Source organism: Herbaspirillum sp. Her4, from assembly GCF_057961335.1.
In genome coordinates, this window is sequence record NZ_CM176330.1 from 2,257,549 (window position 1) to 2,275,905 (window position 18,357).

Genomic DNA, 18,357 nt, shown 5'->3' on the forward strand with positions numbered 1-18,357 from the left:
GATTCTTCAATGGCTCAGCTGATGCCCACATCGACCTTGGCAAAGCGGCGATAGACGCCATACAGCACCAGGGTCGCCGCCAGCAGCAGGGCACCCAGCGCGCAGGCCATGCCCCAGTTGATGGTGGTGTTGATGAAGTAGGCGATGAAGTAGCTCACCATCTGTTCATTCGGTCCGCCCAGCAGCGCCGGGGTGATGTAGTAGCCGCCGGCCATGATGAAGACCAGCAGCACGCCCGCGCCGATGCCCGGATAAGTCTGCGGCACATACACGCGCCAGAAGGCGGCGAAGGGATGACTGCCCAGCGAGACGGCGGCCTTCAGGTAAGTGGGCGGCACCGATTTCATGACGCTGTAGAGCGGCAGGATCATGAAGGGCAGGAGGATGTGCGTCATCGAGATATAGACCCCGACGCGATTGAACACCAGCTCCAGCGGCGACTGCGTGAGACCGGCCAGCATCAGCGCCTTGTTCACCAGTCCTTCGGATTGCAGCAGCACGATCCACGCGGCCACGCGCACCAGGATCGAGGTCCAGAAGGGAATCAGTACCAGGATCATCAACAGGTTGGCGCGGCGCTCCTGCATGGTGGAGAGCCAGTAGGCCAGCGGATAGGCCAGCAGCAGGGTAATGAGGGTGACCACCGCGCTCATCCACAGCGTGCGGCCGAAGATGGTGCGGTAGATCGCCGATTCAGGGGCGGCCGCTTCGATGTCGCCGAAGACGTTCTGGCGCAGGTCCAGCGAGGCCAGCAGATAGTAGGGGGAATAGACCGAGCCGTTCTGGGCGATCACGCGCCACACTTCCGGCTGGCCCCATTGTGCATTGAGGGCGATGATGGCCTCGCGCGCGGCGGCGGGGCTCAAGGCTTTGCCATCGGCATCGCGCAGCGGCATGGCACGCGCCGTGCCCATCACCAGCGAGCGCGAACCGGACAATTCGATATTGAGACGGCGCGCCAGGTTGCCGGCGGTGGTGTCTTCCTTGGCACGGGCCAGATCTTCCGCCAGCGCTGAAAACGCCTGGTCCGGCAGGGCCGACTTGCGATCCCACTTCGACAGCACCGCCACGGTCTGCGGCAGGGTGGCGGCCACTTCCGGATTCTCGATGGCGCGCTGCAGGAGGGCCACGATGGGGGCCACGAAGGTCAGCAGCAGGAAGATCGCCAGCGGCGCGATCAGGGCCAGCGCACCCAGGCGCTTGCGGGTTTGGGCGGCGCGCAGTTCGCGCTTGAGTTGCTGCGGATCAGGTTCGGCCAGGGGCATGGCGGCGGCGGAGCGGGTGGCGATGGTGGTCATGTCTCGGGTGTCCGGTGGCAGCGGGGTTCAACACAGCGGCGCATGAAAAGCGTTGCGCGCCGGTAGGGGCGAATACAAAGCGGCAGCGAGCCACTACCGTTCGGACTGAGTAGGCCCTTGAGGGCCGTATCGAAGGCGCACCGACGGCGAACCTTCGATACGCGGCTGCGCCGCTACTCAGGACGAACGGGAGTCAGGCCATCCAGCATTTGTATCGCACCTCTTACTTCGCGATCCAGGCAGCGAAGCGCTGTTCCAGCTCTTCACCGTGGTCGGTCCAGAACTGCAGGCTCAGCTGCACCGCATCCTTGGCATTGGCCGGCGAGGTCGGCAGGTTGCCCAGGGTCTTGGCATCCAGCAGCTTCAAGGCGGCCTTGTTGACCGGGCCGTAGGCGATGTTGTTGGCGTAGACCTTCTGGTTCTCCGGCTGGCTGACGAAGTTGATGAACTTCTCGGCCAGTGCCTTGTTCGGCGAACCCTTCGGGATCACCCAGTAATCCAGGGTGTAGACGCTGCCGGCCCACACCACCTTCAGGTTCTTGCCTTCGCGCTGGGCGGCATCGATGCGGCCGTTGTAGGCGTTGGCCATGACCACGTCACCCGAGGCCAGGAACTGCGCCGGCAGGGCACCGGCATCCCACCACTGGATGTTGGGTTTCAGTTGATCCAGCTTCTTGAAGGCGCGATCCACGCCTTCCTTGGTGGCCAGGACCTTGTAGACATCCTTGGTCGGCACGCCATCGGCCATGAGTGCGAACTCCAGGTTGTACTGGGCGCTCTTCTTCATGCCGCGCTTGCCGGGGTATTTCTTGGTATCCCAGAAATCGGCCCAGCCGGTCGGTGCGGTCTTGAGCTTGTCGGCGTTGTAGGCCAGCACGGTGGACCAGACGAAGGCACCCATGCCGCATTCGCTCACCGTGGCTTCGGGGATGTAGTCATCCTTCTTGATGGTCTTGGCCAGGTCGAGCTTTTCGATCAGGCCATCATCACAGGCGCGGGTCAGGTCGCCGCCGTCGATTTCCACCACGTCCCAGCTGACCTTCCTGGTCTCGACCATGGCCTTGACCTTGGCCAGTTCGCCGTTGAATTCGGCGGTCACGACCTTGGTGCCGGTGCTCTTCTGGAAGGGCTCGACGTAGGCCACCTTCTGGGCGTTGCCATTGGCACCGCCGAAGTTGACCAGGGTCAGTTCCGCGGCGGAAGCCGCGCCGGAAAACAGCAGGCCCAGGAAGAGCGGGGACAGCAGGGCAGGTGTCAGGCGTTTCATTGTTGTTCCTCGTTGGTTATCGTGCGTGTTGACTGTGTTGAACTAAGGTAGAGCCGAGCGGCAATCTGAGTTGCCTCGCTCATCAAGCGGTACTGCTGAACATCAGGTGCGACAAAAGAACAAAAACGGAATAACTCAAAAAACCAAGTAAACGGGGGAGTATGGGGAAATCAGAGGAAGCAGCGCAGACGATCCCGCGCCACATGCAGGACCACGCTGCTGCCCTCGCTCAGTCCCGCCAGTGCCGGGTCGGAGAGGGAGAGCTTGACGAAGCAGTCTTCCTGCCCCGTCACCGTGCAGCGCACGCGCACGTGATCCCCAAAATAGATCAGCCCGGCGATGGTGGCGCGGATGCTGTTGGGTTCGGCACTGCCGCCTGCGGCCAGGCGGATGCGTTCCGGGCGCACGCAGGCGGTGATGCTTTGTCCGGCATGGGCGCGATGCACGTTCAGGCCGGTCACCACCGTGCCATCGGCCAGGCGCACCGTACAGTGTTCGCCCTGGACCGATTCCACGCTGCCCTTGAGACGGTTGTTGTCGCCGATGAAGTTGGCAACGAATTGATTGTCCGGATATTCGTAGAGCTCGGTGACCGGGGCCAGTTGCTGGATCACGCCCTGGTCGAAGACGGCCACGCGGTCCGACATGGTGAGCGCTTCGCTCTGGTCGTGGGTGACGTAGACGAAGGTCACGCCCAGGCGCTTGTGCAGGGCCTTCAGTTCCAGCTGCATGTGTTCGCGCAATTGCTTGTCGAGCGCGCCCAGCGGTTCATCCATCAGCACCAGTTGCGGATCGAACACCAGCGTGCGCGCCAGCGCCACGCGCTGCTGCTGGCCACCCGAGAGCTGGGTCGGATAACGGTCACCGAATTTTCCCATCTGCACCATGTCCAGCGCCTGCTTGACCTTGGCTTCGCGGGTGGCGCGATCCATCTTGCGCACCGACAGCGGATAGGCCACGTTCTGCGCGATGGTCATGTGCGGGAACAGCGCATAGTTCTGGAACACCATGCCGATGTTGCGCTTGTGCGGCGGCACGCGATTGAGCAACTGGCCATCGAGGCGGATCTCGCCGCCGGTCGGAAATTCGAAACCGGCCAGCATCATCAGGCAGGTGGTCTTGCCGGAGCCGGACGGACCCAGCAGGGTCAAAAATTCACCGCGACGAATGTCGAGATCCAGATTCTTGACGATCAGGTTTTCGCCATCGTAGGTTTTCTTCACGCCGCAGAACTGCACCAGCACGTCATTGCCGCTGCCGGCGGCCGGCGCGTGTGCTTGCGCCGCTTGCTTCATTGCATAAGCTGCCATCATCGATCCTCTCTTGTACGCGGGGCCGCAGACTTGGTGCGGCCCGTCTTCCCTGTTCTGAAAGCTGCCTTGCAATGCAAGACTCAGGCCAGCTTGATCGCCTTGGCCAAGATGCCCAGCGCCTCATCCATGACGGTATCGGGAATCGTCAGCGGGAACAAGAAGCGGATCACGTTGCCGTAGCTGCCGCAGGAGAGCAGCAGCAAGCCATTGTTCAACGCATGTTGCTGGACCTTCTTGGTGTAGTCCGCATCCGGCTTGCCGGTGACGGGATCGGCAAACTCCACCGCCACCATCGCACCGACACCGCGCACTTCGGCGATCTGCGGCACGGCAGAGCGCAGTTCCTTCAGGTGCTCCTGCAGCTTGTCACCGAGGCGTTGGCCGCGGGCGACCAGCTTTTCTTCTTCCATCACATCCAGCACCGCCAGCGCCGAGGCGACGGCCAGCGGGTTGCCGGCATAGGTGCCGCCCAGGCCGCCAGGGGCGGGCGCATCCATGATCTCGGCGCGGCCGTTGACGGCCGACAGCGGCATGCCACCGGCCAGGCTCTTCGCCATGGTCATCATGTCGGGCAGGACGTCGTAATGTTCCATCGCAAACAATTTACCGGTACGGCCGTAACCGGACTGCACTTCGTCGGCGATCAGCAGGATGCCGTGCTCGTCACAGATGGCGCGCAGGCCGCGCATGAAGTCGGCCGGGGCGGCATAGAAGCCGCCTTCGCCCTGCACCGGTTCGAGGATGATGGCGGCCACGCGCTTGGCTTCGATGTCGCTCTTGAAGAGGCCGTGGACCGCGTCCAGTGCGTCTTCGGTGGTGATGCCGTGCAGGGCGCTGGGGTAGGGCGCATGGAACACGTCGCCGGGGAAGGGACCGAAGCCCAGCTTGTAGGGCGCGACCTTGCCGGTGAGCGCCATGCCCATCATGGTCCGGCCATGGAAGCCGCCAGCGAAGGCGATCACGCCCGGACGGCCGGTGTGGGCGCGGGCGATCTTGATGGCGTTTTCCACAGCTTCGGCGCCGGTGGAGAAGAAGGCGGTCTTCTTGGGATAGTTGCCTGGCGTCACCGCATTGATGCGCTCGGCCAGTTCGACATAGCTGGCGTAGGGCACGATCTGGTAGGCGGTGTGGGTGAACTTGTCGAGCTGGGCGCGCATGGCGTCGAGCAGCTTGGGATGGCGGTGGCCGGTGTTGAGGACCGCAATGCCGGCGGCGAAGTCGATGAAGCGACGGCCTTCCACATCCCACAGTTCGGCGTTCGACGCGCGCTCGGCGTAGAAGTCGCACATCACACCCACGCCGCGCGGGGTGGCGGCATTCTTTCGTTGTTGCAGCTCTTGGTTGGTGGCCTTGCTGGTCATGGCTTGCTCCGATCTTGCTTCGTTGAATGCGCCGCAGGGCGCGGAAATGTGCAGGAAATTGCTGAATCGGGAAACAATATAAAACCCCAGTGGCACTGTAATATAGAGCCAATTTCAATTATTTGATGGTGCCACTTGAAACTCGCCTCCTTGTCCGACTATCTGCTGCTGCGCATCAATCGCACCTCCGCCAAGGCCGCGCCGGGCAAGGGCAAGGCGGCGGCCAACCGCGAAAGCGGCGCAGCGAAGACCACCAAAAACGTAAAGACCGGTAGCGAGCGCATGCCCGTCAACCGCCAGATCTACCAGTTGATCCGCGAAGCCATCCTGGCCCATACGCTACCGGCGGGCATGCAATTGCCGTCCTCGCGCGACCTGGCCCTGGAGCTGGGGACCTCGCGCAATACCGTGACCTATGCCTATGAACAATTGCTGGCCGAGGGCTATCTGGAAAGCCGCACCGGTGCCGGCACCTTCGTGGCCGATACGGCGCCGGACCAGATCCCCGAGGCGGTGGAGCGCAAGGAGCCGCTGACCGATCCTTCCGGCAAATCCGAACTGTCCGCGCGCGGTGCGCTGCTCACGCGCCAGGCCGGCGTGGGCGAGCGGCAGTGGGGGGCCTTCATGCCGGGCGTGCCGGACGTGACCTGCGTGCCGCACAAGATCTGGGGACGCCTGCAGAACAAGCACTGGCGTCGTTCCAGTTCGGACCTGCTGACCTACGGGCCGGGCGCCGGTTATGCCGGACTGCGCGAGCAGATCGCCGAGTACCTGCGGGTGGCGCGTTCGGTCAACTGCACGCCGTCGCAGGTGCTCATCACCACCGGCATCCACCAGTCCATCGACATCGTGGTCAAGCTGCTTGGGGAACATGGGGATACTGCCTGGGTGGAAGACCCGTGCTACTGGGGCACCCGCAGCGTGCTCAATTCGCTGGGCATCCAGTCGGTCCCGATTGCGGTGGATCAGGAAGGCATGCGCATGCGCCTGGCCAATTTGCGCCGTCCGCCGCGCTTCATCTGCACCACGCCCTCGCACCAGTATCCGCTGGGGATGGTGATGAGCCTGTCGCGGCGGCGCATGCTGCTGGAGTACGCGGCGACCCACAAGGTGTGGATCATCGAGGATGACTATGACAGCGAATTCCGCTACGGTGGCCGTCCGCTGGCGTCGCTGCAGGGCATGGATACGCAGGACCGCGTGCTGTACATGGGCACCTTCAGCAAGATCATGTTTCCGGGATTGCGCATCGGCTTCCTGGTGGTGCCGGAGTCGCTGGCCAAGGCTTTTGCCACCGGCATTGCCGAGTTGTATCGCAACGGCCAGGTGTTCCTGCAGGCCACGCTGGCCGACTTCATGGCCGAGGGCCACTTCGCTTCGCACATCCGCAAGATGCGCGTGCTGTATGCCGAACGGCTGCAACTGCTGCAGCAGTCCATCAACCGCCACTTCGGCGAAAAGATGACCATTACCGGCGGCGAGGCCGGATTGCATCTTGTGCTGGGCCTGCCGCAGGAGTGCGACGACGTGCTCATCTGCGAAGAGGCGCTGGCTGCCGGCATCGTGGTGCGCCCGCTGTCGCGCTACTACATGCATGCACGCGGGGCGCGGCGGGGCTTGCTGCTGGGCTATGCGAGCGTGCCCAATGAGGAGATCGCGCGCGCCTTTGACAAGCTGGCGGCGGTGATCAAGCCGCATCTGGTGTAAGCGGTCACCTGCGCGGATGCGGGGGCGGGTGGGGGACAGGGGTGGATTTTCGCCTGTATGAAGAAACTCTTTCGTGGCCCCGGGAGTGGTTGATCGGGTGGCGCTGTCCTAAGATGTCTCCCATCTGTTGCTCATTATCGTGAAGGATTCAGCATGAAAGCCATCATCACCAACCCGCAAGCCAAAGCCATCCACGACGCCGCCTCGCTGGCCGACACCACCTTGCCCGATCCCGTCGCTGGCGAGCATGACCTGCTGGTCGAGGTCAAGGCCATCTCGGTCAATCCGGTCGACACCAAGATCCGCGCCAGCGCTGGCGAAGCCCGCGTGCTGGGCTGGGATGTCAGCGGCGTGGTGCGTGCGGTCGGCCCGGCGGTCAGCCTGTTTGCGCCGGGCGACGAGGTGTTCTATGCCGGTTCCATCGTCCGCCCCGGTGCCAACAGCGAACTGCACGTGGTCGACGAGCGCATTGTCGGCCGCAAGCCCGCCAGCCTGGGCCATGCAGATGCCGCCGCCATCCCGCTGACGGCCATCACCGCCTGGGAACTGCTGTTTGACCGCGTCGGCGTCGCCGAAGGCACGGGGCAGGGCAAGCGACTGCTCATCATCGGCGCAGCCGGTGGCGTGGGCTCGATCCTGACCCAGCTGGCGCGCAAGCTCACGCAGCTGACCGTCATCGGCACCGCCTCACGCCCGGAAACCGCGCAATGGGTCAGCGAGCTGGGCGCACATCACGTGATCGACCACAGCCAGCCCTTCAAGCCGCAACTGGAGCAGCTGGGTTTTCCTGAGGTCGATATCGTCATCAGCCTGACCCATACCGACCAGCACTATGCACAGATCATCGAGGCGCTGGCACCGCAGGGCCAGCTGGCGCTGATCGACGATCCGGCCACGTTGGATGCGGTGCCGCTCAAGCGCAAGAGCATTTCGCTGCATTGGGAATTGATGTTCACCCGCTCGATGTTCCAGACTGCCGACATGATCCGCCAGCACGAACTGCTGCAACGGGTTTCACAACTGCTGGACGAGGGCGTGCTGCGCACCACGACCGGCGAGCATTACGGGCGCATCAGCGCGGAGAATCTGCGGCGTGCGCATGCCCTGCTGGAGTCGGGCAAGGCCAAGGGGAAGATCGTGCTGGAAGGGTTCGCGGACTGAAGCGCGCGGGCTGTGGAGCGGCAGGTCGGCCGCTCCGCCTGCCTGCCTTCCTGCACAGGCCACGCCATGGTCATGCAGATCACGCATAGATTACTTTTTTGACAACGAATCGGGTTCCATGCCACATGCATGGTAAATTACGGAGTCCGGACCGGCTCATGGCGTCCGGGCCCTTAGACAACCCCGATAGGAACCCTAGTTGGAAAACATATTACTGATCGTCGCGGCCTTCTTCCTGGTTGCGTTGAACGGTTTTTTCGTTGCAGCAGAATTCAGTCTGGTCAAGTTGCGTCAAACGCGCATCCGGGCCATCGCAAAAACACAAGGCATGCGCGGCCGCATTCTGGCCGTGGTCCACAATCAGCTGGATGCCTATCTCTCCGCCTGCCAATTGGGGATCACCCTGGCCTCGCTGGGCCTGGGCTGGATCGGTGAACCCGCCTTCGCACGCTTGCTGGAACCGCTCTTTTCGCTGGTCGGCGTGACCAATCAGGAGCTGATTCACGGCGTCTCGTTCGTGTTCGCCTTCTTCGTCATTTCCTTCCTGCACATCGTGGCCGGTGAACTGGCCCCCAAGTCGATGGCCATCCGCAGCCCGGAGAAACTGGGCTTGTGGTGTGCCGTGCCGCTGTACGGTTTCTACTGGGGCATGTATCCGCTGATCTGGGTGCTCAATGCCAGCTCCAACTGGCTGCTGCGCGTGGCCGGACTGGGTGCGGGCCACGGGCACGATGCCCATTATTCCTCGGACGAACTCAAGCTGATCCTGCGCGCCGGCAGCAAGAGCGGCAAGAGTGGCAAGTTCACCCGCGACGAGTGGAACGTGCTCGCGCAGAGCCTGAACTTTGCCGAACTGGACGTGGCCGACATCATGCGTCCGGCCAGCGAGATCGTGTCCCTGGGCGATGACAAGAGTCTGGAAGAGAACCTGGACATCATCTATCGCAACCGCTATTCGCGTTATCCCTATTTCGATGCCGAGCGCCAGCAGGTGCTGGGCCTGGTGCACCTGAAGGATGTGTTCCTGGCGCAGCAGGATGGGCGCGCCATCGGCAACCTGAAGGAATATCTGCGTCCGGTGCAGTTCATTTCGCCGGCCTTGCCGGCACTGGACCTGCTGCGCCGCTTCCGCACCGGCATGCCGCACTTTGCCATCATCGGCAAGAAGGGCCAGCCGCCGCAGGGTTTCATCACGCTGGACAACATGCTGAGTTTCCTGGTGGGCGAGATCCGCGACGAATTCCGCCACAACACCGGCGAGTGGAGCCGTCAGGATGACGGTACCTTGCTGGGCAAGGGCAGCCTGCCCATCGTGACGCTGGAGCACATGCTGGGCATCGACATCGAGTATGACGACAGCATCGACTCGGTCGGCGGCCTGGTGATGGAGAAGCTGGGCGACCTGCCCAAGGAAGGCCAGAAGATCGAGTTCGCGGCCTTTGATGTGGTCATCAAGCGCATGTCGGGACCGAAGATCGTGCTGGTGAAGGTGTATCCGAAGGGTGGGGACGTGCGCGAATAAGGAGAGCCAGCGCCTCTTTGCTTGCGCCTGTGGCTGGGTGATCGGGTGAGGCAGCCGGGTGCAGTGTGATCCGCTGGTTGAGCGTTCTTCAGCAACACCGTAAAGGCAGGCGATGGCGAGCAGTCATCGACTGCCTATTTTTTTGATGGGGACCGGGGATCCTGTTTCTCCGTGCCCTCCACCAGAAAGCTCGCCGTATAAACGAGGAAGGCTTTGCCATTGGCATCGGCGCGCTGGTAGTCCTCCACCAGCGCGCCGATTTCGCGTTTGAGCAGGCTGGTGGTCGTGGCTGCGCTTTGGGGATGCCGCGTCCGTTCGCATGGGTGGCGGAAGTGGTGACCACGTCCGTCCCGAGAATATCGACCTTGAAGAAGCCGCTGACCGCATTGTTGGCGGCGATGATGCGTTCGGCCGTGACGTCAGGCTGCTCGGCCGCGCGCGTGACGCCCTGGTCCAGACCGGCCTTGAGCACGGCCAGTTCGGTCAGTGCGGTGACGTTGACGTTCTGGTTGACGCCGCTGGCCATGACCAGTGCACGCAGCGGTGTGGGGCCCAGGTCGGTCAGCTGCAGGCTGCCTTCGTCGATGTAGTTGTCGGCTCCGCCGGGGGTGTTGTCGCGCACCACCAGCATCATCGGGCCCTTGTAGAGCGGATGCTTGAGCGTCAGCGTGTACTTGCCGTCGACCACGGCCACGGTATCGCTGATGGCATTGCCGGCTGCGTCATAGGCCGTGACGTTCGCGTTCTTGATGGCACCCAGCGCGGCGTTGCCCCGGATGACTGCGGCGGACGGGTCGACCGTGCCTGCACCTGCACTGCCGGCGGCTGCAGCGCCTGCGCCACTGCCTGCGCCGCCGCTGCCACCGTTAGCAGCGCTACCGCCATTGCCGCCCCCGCTGCCGCCGCCGCCACCACCGCCCCCGGCCGCTGCCAGCAGCGCCAGCGCGCCGGCTGCGATGGGCCATTGCACGCCCCAGTTCTTTTCATGCTGCGAGTTGATTTCGGCATCGGCGATCTGGCTCTGGTTGTCAGGCGATCTGGTGGGCGAAAAGTTGGGTCGCTCGGTGTTGCCGCTGCTGCCGCTGGTCTCTGCAGCGGCGCTGGGATCGCGCTCGCCGTCTTCGACCACCACCGGCTTGTCGCTGTCTTCCTCGTCGTTCTTGCGGGCCTTCTTGTTCCTGGCGTTGTTCTGGTTGTAGCGCGTGATTTCCTTGGAACTGACGGTGAGGTTGGCTTCCGGCGAGACATCGATCTTGTCGATCTGCTGGAACACGCTGGCCAGCGGCAGCTGGCCATCGGCGAACTGCAGCGAGGACTCCGGGGCGCTCATGGCGCTGACCGCGCCGCTGCTGATGATGATGCGATCTCCGTTGACCAGCACCAGCATCAGGTCCACGTCCAGCGCGCGGACGTCCTTGATGCTCCTGATGGAAATGTTCTTGAGATAGGCGTCGGCGTCGGACAGCTTGAGAACGGTAACGGTCATGGTGGTACTCCCTAGAAAGTGACGAATCGAAATCGGGTCACGCACGCTTTCATCGCTCACGCCAAGCCGCTGGCAGGGCAGGGGTGGTGCCTGCCGGCAAGACACCTTCCGGTGCGCGGTACGGGTGAACGTGAGCGAATGAAAAATCGTGCTCAGTGACAAACGCCTGCCATAGTGATGGCGTCGTTTTGTCCTGATAAGGGGATCAAGGGAATAAAACCGAAATACAAAAATTTAACGAAATACGGCTCTTCAGATTTCGAAGAATGTCTCGAAAATTTTCTTGAGTTTGATCGAATAAATTCAGAAAGCCTGCAGGGCGATGATCTGAACTACCCGGAAAGCCGCGCCAGATAGGGTCTGGCGGAATCGAGTGGAGATTTTTTTGGGGTAAGTAAAGTGCGGCAAAGAAAACTGATCGGAGTTCGAACAATTTTATTGTGCCGGAGTGAAAATAAGTTTTGATAGCGGGTAGGCCGGTTCAGATCGCCGTTTCAGGAAATGAACGTTCCTTGAAAAATGGCAGCCATTGTGCGGGAAGTGAAACGCGCTCCCTGATAAAAAATGGCTCCCGAATCATCGGGAGCCATGGTGCGGACCGGGACTGTCCGGTCCGGTTCCGTGCCGGACAAAACGCGTGATGCGGAATCACATCAGCGCATCACTGCGTCAATTGCCGATGCCTCAGAATCCCAGCGTACGTCCATCCGGATTGCGCGGATCCGAGAAGCCGTCAAAGCCATCCGGACGGATCTGGATGGTCTGGGTACGGCCCATGGAAGGCTGCACGCTGATCTTCTGGCCCTTGTCCTGCAGGATCTTGAGCGTATCGGCGGACAAGCCCTTTTCCACGCGCAGCTGGTCCGGTGCCCACTGGTGGTGGATACGCGGCGTGATGGTGGCTTCGGCCACGTTCATGTCGTGGTCGATCACGTTGAGGATGGTCTGCAGGGTGGTAGTGATGATGCGGCTGCCCCCCGGGCTGCCGGTGACCAGGAAGGGCTTGCCATCCTTGAGCACGAAGGTCGGCGACATCGACGACAGCGGACGCTTGTAGGGGCCGACCGCGTTGGCGTCGCCACCGATGAGCCCGAACGCATTGGGCACGCCCGGCTTGGCGGCGAAGTCATCCATCTCGTTGTTCAAGGTGATGCCGGTGCCGGTGGCGACGATGCCGCTGCCGAAGTTCAGGTTCAGCGTGTAGGTGGTCGCCACCAGGTTGCCGTCCTTGTCGGCCACCGAGTAATGGGTGGTCTGGTCGCTTTCATACGGCTGCGGCTGGCCCGGTTTGATCTCGGTGGAGGGCGTGGCGCGGTCCGGGTTGATCTTCTTGGCCAGCTCGTCGGCATAGGCGCGCGAAGTCAGGCCCTTGACCGGGACCTTGGTGAAATCCGGATCGCCCAGGTATTCGGAGCGGTCGGCATAGGCCAGCTTCATGGTTTCGGCCATCAGGTGGATGGTCTGTGCGCTGTCGGCACCGTATTGCTTCAGGGGATAGCGTTCGAGGATGTTCATCATCTGGATGATGTGCACACCGCCCGAGCTCGGCGGCGGCATCGACATGACCTGGTAACCGCGATAGTTGCCGGAGACCGGCACGCGTTCGACGACCTTGTAGTTCTTCAGGTCCTCTGCGGTGATGAGGCCGCCGTGCTTGTCCATCTCGGCCACGATCTTCTTGGCGATGGCACCGTCATAGAAGGCCTTCGGACCTTCCTTGGCGATCAGGCGCAGCGACTTGGCCAGGTCCTTCTGGACCAGCATTTCCCCTTCCTTGAGCGGACGGCCTTCCTTGAAGAAGATCGCCTTGGAGGAATCCCACTGGCCCAGGTGTTCGCGCTCGGCCGAGAGGATCAGCGCCAGGCTGCGGCTGACCGGGTAACCCTTTTCGGCCAGTTCGATGGCCGGCTGGATCACCTGCGACAGCTTCATGGTGCCGTACTTGGAGAGCGCATGCGACAGGCCCGCGACGGTGCCGGGCACGCCCACGGCCAGGTGGGTGTAGAGCGAACGGCCGGGCACCACGTTGCCCTTGTCGTCCAGGTACATGTTGCGGGTGGCGCGCTGCGGGGCCATCTCGCGGAAGTCCAGCGCCACGTTCTTGCCGGTCTTGGCATCGTGGATCATCATGAAACCGCCACCGCCGATGTTGCCCGCATTGGGCAGCACCACGGCCAGGGCAAAGCCCACGGCCACGCCGGCGTCGACGGCATTGCCGCCCTTCTTGAGGATATCCACGCCGACCTTGGTGGCCAGCTCCTGCTCGGTGGCCACCATGCCGTGCTGGCTGTGGACCGGGCTGATGATGTCATAGGTCAGGTCGTACTTGACGACCGGGGCCGATGGCGCTGGCGCTGCCGTCTGGGCCGAGGCCGGCAGGAAGGCCAGCGCGCCGCACAGCGGCAGCAGCGCCATGGCGGCGGGTTTGCAAAGACCGGTGAATGTCTGCATGAGGGTTGCTCCTGGTGATCTGGACTTGGTTATCTGCATATTATTTATAGAAATGCCGTCCGCGCTGCTGCATCCCTGCATCAGCCTACTTTTGTGCTGCTGCATTCTTGCAGAGGAGAACGACACCGGGAGATTGTAGAGAATGGCAATTTTCTGTCCAGAGCCGGGAGCCGCCGATGGATGGATTATTGGCGCCGATTCGTCCACGGATGTGGGGGATGCAGGCGCGCGCGTGAAGACGCTTGGCCTCAGGTACTCTCGCGCAGCGCCAACTCGAAGCCCAGGTCCAGCCGGCCCTTGGGAATGTCTTCGCCCTTGAGCTGGCGCACCAGCATCTCGGCCGACTTGTAGCCGATGTCGTAGCGCGGCGTGACTACGGTGGTGATGGAGGGGGTGGCGCAAGCCGCCCAGGACAGATCGTTGAAACCGGCAATGGCCATCTCGCGCGGCACGCTGATGCCCTGGCGCTGGCATTCGAACAGCGCGCCCAAGGCCAGGTCATCATTGCAGCAGAACACGGAATCGCATTCCGGATGCTGTTCCAGCACTCGCCGCAGCAGTTGCGCGCCCATGTCGACGGTGGTCGGCTCGGGCAGCAAGACTTCGATCTCCGGCTTGATGCCCGCTTCCAGCAAACCTTTGCGGAAGCCCTCGCGGCGCTTCATCATGCGCGGGTCGAGCTGGGCCGCCAGGAAAGCCGGGCGCCGGTAGCCGCGTTCGACCAGATGCCGGGCCACCGCATGCCCGGCACGTGTCTGCGAGAAGCCCACCGAGAAATCATGCTGGCTGCGCCCCAGGTCGAACATGCGCACCGCCGGGATATCCCGGCTGCCGGGACGCGCCTGCAGGATGTCGTGCTGCTCGCTGCTGGAGAGGAGGAAACCGGCCGGCGCATGGGCCAGGTAGGTGGCGATGAGCTGCTCTTCCTTGGCGCGCACGTAACCGGTCTCGCCGATCAGGAACTGGTAACCGGCGCCGGCCAGATAGTCACGAATGCCGGAAAGCGTCTCGATGAAAACCGCATTGGTCAGCGACGGCACCAGCACCGCGATCACCTGCGAGCGCGCCGAGGCCAGCGTCGAGGCCGCCTGGTTGGGCACATAGCCCAGCCGATCGATGGCTTCCAGGATGCGCTGGCGCGACTGTTCCTGCACCAGGCCGGGATTTTTCAGCGCACGGGACACCGTCATCGGGCTCACCCCGGCCTCGGCCGCCACGTCGATGATGGTGACGCGCCCGGTGGCACGGCTACCACGCACGGCGGGTGGGGACTTGGGCTTGGACTTGGGTGCTGCGCGCTGGGTCATGGATGCGGAGGAGGGCGGTCATTCAGGGTGGCGACATGATACCTGCTTGCGGGGCCCTCTTGGCATGCGGGAAGTCCTTTCGGGTATTTCCGCAAAACAATTTATATCGCACCGGCGCCCGCTCAAGTCCCGCTTCTGACGCACCGCAACACAACAAGTGTTTGACCCGTACAAAATGTTAGCGTTATCATCGCGCCCCATGTTAACGCTAACATCTGAACCTCCGGGCACACGGCGGCGGAGCTGGCGGCGGCATACCACACTCAGGAACGGAACTCAGTGCAGCCCTCGTGGGTTCCTCAATAAAACACTACGCAGATAGTGCAGATGCCCGTGCCTTCTCCAGGAGAGGCCGCAGGAGACGCTCGCCCTGGCGCCATGCGCGGGGCCGCGCTACTGCGCTGAACCAGGGATCGTGCGCCATCGGCTATCGGCAATCGGAGATCCCATGCTGGGCATGAGCCACGACGCCACCTTGCTGTTCAATGCAGTCATTGCGATCCTTGCGCTGATCCTCATGATCACGCGCCTGCGCATCCATCCCTTCATCGCCCTGACCATCACATCGGGCTTCCTCGGCTTGATCTCCGGCATGCCGCTGCCCAAGATCGTCAAGTCCTTCCAGGACGGCTTCGGCGGCGTGCTCGGTTTCGTCGGCATCGTGCTGGGCCTGGGGACCATGCTGGGCAAGCTGATGGCCGAGTCCGGCGGCGCTGACCAGATTTCCCAGACGCTGGTGCGCGCCTTCGGCCGCGAGCGCGTGCACTGGGCCATGATGATGGGCGCCTTCCTGGTCGGCATTCCGCTGTTCTTCGAGATCGGCTTCGTGCTGCTGATCCCGCTGGTGTTCATCGTGGCGCGCCGCTCCGGCGTGCCGCTGTTCAAGATCGGCATGCCCATGCTGGCCAGCCTGTCGGTGATGCACGGCTTGGTGCCGCCGCATCCGGGCCCGCTGCTGGCCATCGGCATCTTCGGTGCCGACATCGGCAAGACCATCTTCTATGGTCTGCTGGTGGGCCTGCCGACCGTCATCATCGCCGGCCCCCTGTTCGGTGCCTTCATCTCGCGCTACGTCGACATCAAGCCCTCCGAGGAACTGATGGCGCAACTGGCACGCGAGCCGCAGACCAGCAACCTGCCGGGCTTCACCACCACGCTGGTGACGGTGCTGCTGCCGGTGTTCCTGATGCTGCTCAAGACCTTCGTCGACGTCACCCTGCCGGAAGGCCACGCCGTGCGCGACCTGATGGACTTCATCGGCAACCCCATCGTGGCCCTGCTGGCCGCACTGCTGCTGGCGATCTGGACCTTCGGCATCGCCCGTGGCTTCACCCGCCAGCAAGTGCTGAAATTCGTGGACCAGAGCCTGGCCCCGACCGCGGCCATCGTGCTCATCATCGGTGCCGGCGGCGGTTTCAAGCAGATGCTGGTGAACTCCGGCGTGGGCACTGCCATTGGCCAGCTGGCCGTGCATGCGCAGATCTCGCCGCTGCTGCTGGCCTGGTTCGTGGCTGGCGTGATCCGTGTGGCCACCGGTTCGGCCACCGTCGCCACCATCACCGGTGCCGGCATCGTCGCGCCGCTGGTGGCGCTGATCCCCGGCACCAACAAGGAACTGCTGGTGCTGGCCACCGGTGCCGGTTCGCTGATCCTGTCGCACGTCAACGATGCGGGCTTCTGGCTGGTCAAGGAATACTTCAACATGAGCGTCGGTGAAACCTTCAAGACCTGGACGGTGATGGAAACGCTGATCTCGGTTGTTGCTATCATCTTCATCATGTTGCTCAACCTGGTCGTCTAAGACTGATCGCAACGCCCGGCTGGTCCGGGCGTCTTGCTTTGTTTGTTAAGGAAACTGCATATGTCCTCTTCCGCACCCTACATGCTCGGCGTCGATATCGGCACCACCAGCACCAAGACCGTGGTCTTCACGCTCGATGGGAAGGTGGTCGCCCAGCATGCAGAGGAATACCCGGTCCTCTGTACCGAACCGGGCATGGCGGAACAGGACCCGGAGCAGATCGTCGCGGCCGCGCTGGCTTCCATCGCCGGTGCTGTCAAGGCCGCCAAGGCTGCGCCGCAGGAAATTGCGCTGCTGTCCTTCAGCGCCGCCATGCACAGTGTCATCGCCCTGGATGCCGACAATCGCCTGCTCTCCAACAGCATCACCTGGGGCGATATCCGCGCCTCGGTCTGGGCCGAACGCATCAAGCACGAGCACGACGGCAATGCCATCTATCGCCGTACCGGCACACCCATCCACCCGATGTCGCCGCTGTGCAAGCTGATGTGGATGCGCCATGAAAAGCCGGAGGTCTTCCATCAGGCCGCGCGCTTCGTCGGCATCAAGGAATACCTGCTGTACCAGCTCTTCGGCCAGTGGGTGGTGGATCACTCCATTGCCTCGGCCACCGGCATGTTCAACCTGCGCGAGCTGGCCTGGGACCAGGGCGCACTGGAATTGCTGGGCGTACGTCCCGACCAATTGCCTACCCCGGTCCCGACCACGCACCGCCTGCCGGCCCTGTCGCCGGAGATGGCGCAGCGCCTGGGGTTGTCGGTGGAGACGCCCTTCATCATCGGTGCCAATGACGGCGTGCTCTCCAACCTGGGCGTGAATGCCATCGAGATCGGCCACGTGGCGGTGACCATCGGTACCTCCGGTGCCATGCGCACCGTGATCGATGAGCCGCTGACGGATCCGCATGGCCGTCTGTTCTGTTATGCACTGACCGAAAAACACTGGGTGGTCGGCGGCCCCGTCAACAACGGCGGCAACATCTTCCGCTGGGTGCGCGATGAGCTGGCCACCGCCGAAGCGGCTGCGGCGCGTGAGGAAGGCGTCGATCCCTACGAGGCACTGACGCGCATCGCCGAGAAGGTGCGGCCCGGTGCAGAAGGGCTGCTGTTCCATCCCTTCATGGCCGGCGAGCGCGCCCCGCTGTGGAATGCCGACCTGCGCGGCTCCTTCTTCGGCCTGGCCCTGCATCACGGCAAGCACCACATGATCCGCGCCGCGCTGGAAGGGGTGATCTTCAATCTCTACAGCATTCTCCCGGCGCTGGAAGAACTGGTCGGCCCCACCAAGCGCATGATGGCCACCGGCGGCTTCGCCCGCTCGGCCCTGTGGCGACAGATGATGGCCGACATCTTCAACCGTGAAGTGGTGGTGCCGGAGAGCGTGGAGTCATCCTGCCTGGGCGCGGCCGTGCTGGGCGCGTGGGCGCTGCGCCTGCTGCCGTCGCTGTCGGTGATCTCGGGCATGGTCGGCTCCACCAATCATCACGCCCCCGAGGCCGAGGCGGTCGCCGTCTATGGCCGCCTGCAACCCATCTTTGCCGCCATTCCGGCCAAACTGGAGGCGGAGTATCACGCCATCGCCGCCTTCCAGCGCGAGACCGGAAAGCAGCACTGAGTCCTGTTTTGCGCCATCACGGGCAGGGCAGGGTTTGACAGCGAAATTTCCGACAAGAAGAAAGAGACC

At 63.1% G+C, this 18,357-nt stretch carries 12 protein-coding genes; 5 read left to right on the top strand and 7 right to left on the bottom strand.

The window, feature by feature from the left end:
• Nucleotides 1-14: 14 nt before the first annotated feature.
• From ACWFUC_RS10270 to ACWFUC_RS10285, 4 genes are all read right to left on the bottom strand, one after another.
• Entirely contained in the window at nucleotides 15-1,298 is a 1,284-nt protein-coding gene (locus tag ACWFUC_RS10270; protein WP_209532111.1) for an ABC transporter permease, read from the bottom strand.
• 223 nt (nucleotides 1,299-1,521) lie between these two features.
• Nucleotides 1,522-2,565 (bottom strand): ABC transporter substrate-binding protein, encoded by a 1,044-nt coding sequence (locus ACWFUC_RS10275; RefSeq protein WP_121044277.1) that lies wholly within the window; start codon nucleotides 2,563-2,565, stop codon nucleotides 1,522-1,524.
• A gap of 170 nt (nucleotides 2,566-2,735) precedes the next feature.
• A complete protein-coding gene (locus ACWFUC_RS10280) occupies nucleotides 2,736-3,875 on the bottom strand; it encodes an ABC transporter ATP-binding protein (RefSeq protein ID WP_489625531.1) in 1,140 nt (379 codons plus the stop codon).
• An 83-nt stretch (nucleotides 3,876-3,958) separates the two neighbouring features.
• Nucleotides 3,959-5,239: a 4-aminobutyrate--2-oxoglutarate transaminase gene (locus ACWFUC_RS10285; protein ID WP_039789038.1), complete on the bottom strand. Its 1,281-nt coding sequence runs from the start codon at nucleotides 5,237-5,239 to the stop codon at nucleotides 3,959-3,961.
• Between the two features lie 135 nt (nucleotides 5,240-5,374).
• Between ACWFUC_RS10285 and pdxR the strand changes: the two genes are divergently transcribed.
• The 3 genes from pdxR (at nucleotide 5,375) to ACWFUC_RS10300 (ending at nucleotide 9,629) form a co-directional block, all read left to right on the top strand.
• A complete protein-coding gene (gene pdxR, locus ACWFUC_RS10290) occupies nucleotides 5,375-6,946 on the top strand; it encodes a MocR-like pyridoxine biosynthesis transcription factor PdxR (protein ID WP_288067005.1) in 1,572 nt (523 codons plus the stop codon).
• Between the two features lie 153 nt (nucleotides 6,947-7,099).
• The gene (locus ACWFUC_RS10295; RefSeq protein WP_489624832.1) at nucleotides 7,100-8,107 is read left to right on the top strand and encodes a zinc-binding alcohol dehydrogenase family protein; all 1,008 of its coding nucleotides are present in this window, start codon (nucleotides 7,100-7,102) and stop codon (nucleotides 8,105-8,107) included.
• A 199-nt stretch (nucleotides 8,108-8,306) separates the two neighbouring features.
• Nucleotides 8,307-9,629 (top strand): hemolysin family protein, encoded by a 1,323-nt coding sequence (locus tag ACWFUC_RS10300; RefSeq protein WP_489624833.1) that lies wholly within the window; start codon nucleotides 8,307-8,309, stop codon nucleotides 9,627-9,629.
• An 88-nt stretch (nucleotides 9,630-9,717) separates the two neighbouring features.
• Here ACWFUC_RS10300 and ACWFUC_RS10305 read toward each other — a convergent pair whose 3' ends face one another.
• The 3 genes from ACWFUC_RS10305 to gntR all read right to left on the bottom strand — a co-directional run bounded on the left by ACWFUC_RS10305 (nucleotide 9,718) and on the right by gntR (nucleotide 14,873).
• Nucleotides 9,718-11,115: a hypothetical protein gene (locus ACWFUC_RS10305; RefSeq protein WP_489637593.1), complete on the bottom strand. Its 1,398-nt coding sequence runs from the start codon at nucleotides 11,113-11,115 to the stop codon at nucleotides 9,718-9,720.
• Nucleotides 11,116-11,799: 684 nt separating this feature from the next.
• Nucleotides 11,800-13,566 (bottom strand): gamma-glutamyltransferase, encoded by a 1,767-nt coding sequence (ggt, locus tag ACWFUC_RS10310; RefSeq protein ID WP_343724017.1) that lies wholly within the window; start codon nucleotides 13,564-13,566, stop codon nucleotides 11,800-11,802.
• A 248-nt stretch (nucleotides 13,567-13,814) separates the two neighbouring features.
• On the bottom strand, nucleotides 13,815-14,873 hold the full coding sequence (gntR, locus tag ACWFUC_RS10315; protein WP_121044251.1) for an HTH-type transcriptional regulator GntR: 1,059 nt from the start codon (nucleotides 14,871-14,873) through the stop codon (nucleotides 13,815-13,817).
• A 448-nt stretch (nucleotides 14,874-15,321) separates the two neighbouring features.
• On the opposite strand from gntR, the gene ACWFUC_RS10320 reads away from it, so the two are divergent.
• Both ACWFUC_RS10320 and gntK read left to right on the top strand, forming a co-directional pair.
• Nucleotides 15,322-16,674, top strand: a complete 1,353-nt coding sequence (locus ACWFUC_RS10320) for a GntP family permease (RefSeq protein ID WP_489624835.1) — start codon at nucleotides 15,322-15,324, stop codon at nucleotides 16,672-16,674.
• A gap of 60 nt (nucleotides 16,675-16,734) precedes the next feature.
• Nucleotides 16,735-18,288: a gluconokinase gene (gene gntK, locus ACWFUC_RS10325; RefSeq protein ID WP_489624836.1), complete on the top strand. Its 1,554-nt coding sequence runs from the start codon at nucleotides 16,735-16,737 to the stop codon at nucleotides 18,286-18,288.
• Nucleotides 18,289-18,357: the final 69 nt, after the last annotated feature.

Excerpts from the sequence above, each read along its gene's own strand:
- ggt (WP_343724017.1), bottom strand. The coding sequence starts at position 13,566 with ATGCAGACATTCACCGGTCTTTGCAAACCCGCCGCCATGGCGCTGCTG.
- ACWFUC_RS10270 (WP_209532111.1), bottom strand. The coding sequence starts at position 1,298 with ATGACCACCATCGCCACCCGCTCCGCCGCCGCCATGCCCCTGGCCGAA.
- gntR (WP_121044251.1), bottom strand. The coding sequence starts at position 14,873 with ATGACCCAGCGCGCAGCACCCAAGTCCAAGCCCAAGTCCCCACCCGCC.
- ACWFUC_RS10295 (WP_489624832.1), top strand. The coding sequence starts at position 7,100 with ATGAAAGCCATCATCACCAACCCGCAAGCCAAAGCCATCCACGACGCC.
- ACWFUC_RS10305 (WP_489637593.1), bottom strand. The coding sequence starts at position 11,115 with ATGACCGTTACCGTTCTCAAGCTGTCCGACGCCGACGCCTATCTCAAG.
- ACWFUC_RS10285 (WP_039789038.1), bottom strand. The coding sequence starts at position 5,239 with ATGACCAGCAAGGCCACCAACCAAGAGCTGCAACAACGAAAGAATGCC.
- gntK (WP_489624836.1), top strand. The coding sequence starts at position 16,735 with ATGTCCTCTTCCGCACCCTACATGCTCGGCGTCGATATCGGCACCACC.
- ACWFUC_RS10280 (WP_489625531.1), bottom strand. The coding sequence starts at position 3,875 with ATGGCAGCTTATGCAATGAAGCAAGCGGCGCAAGCACACGCGCCGGCC.
- ACWFUC_RS10320 (WP_489624835.1), top strand. The coding sequence starts at position 15,322 with ATGCTGGGCATGAGCCACGACGCCACCTTGCTGTTCAATGCAGTCATT.
- ACWFUC_RS10275 (WP_121044277.1), bottom strand. The coding sequence starts at position 2,565 with ATGAAACGCCTGACACCTGCCCTGCTGTCCCCGCTCTTCCTGGGCCTG.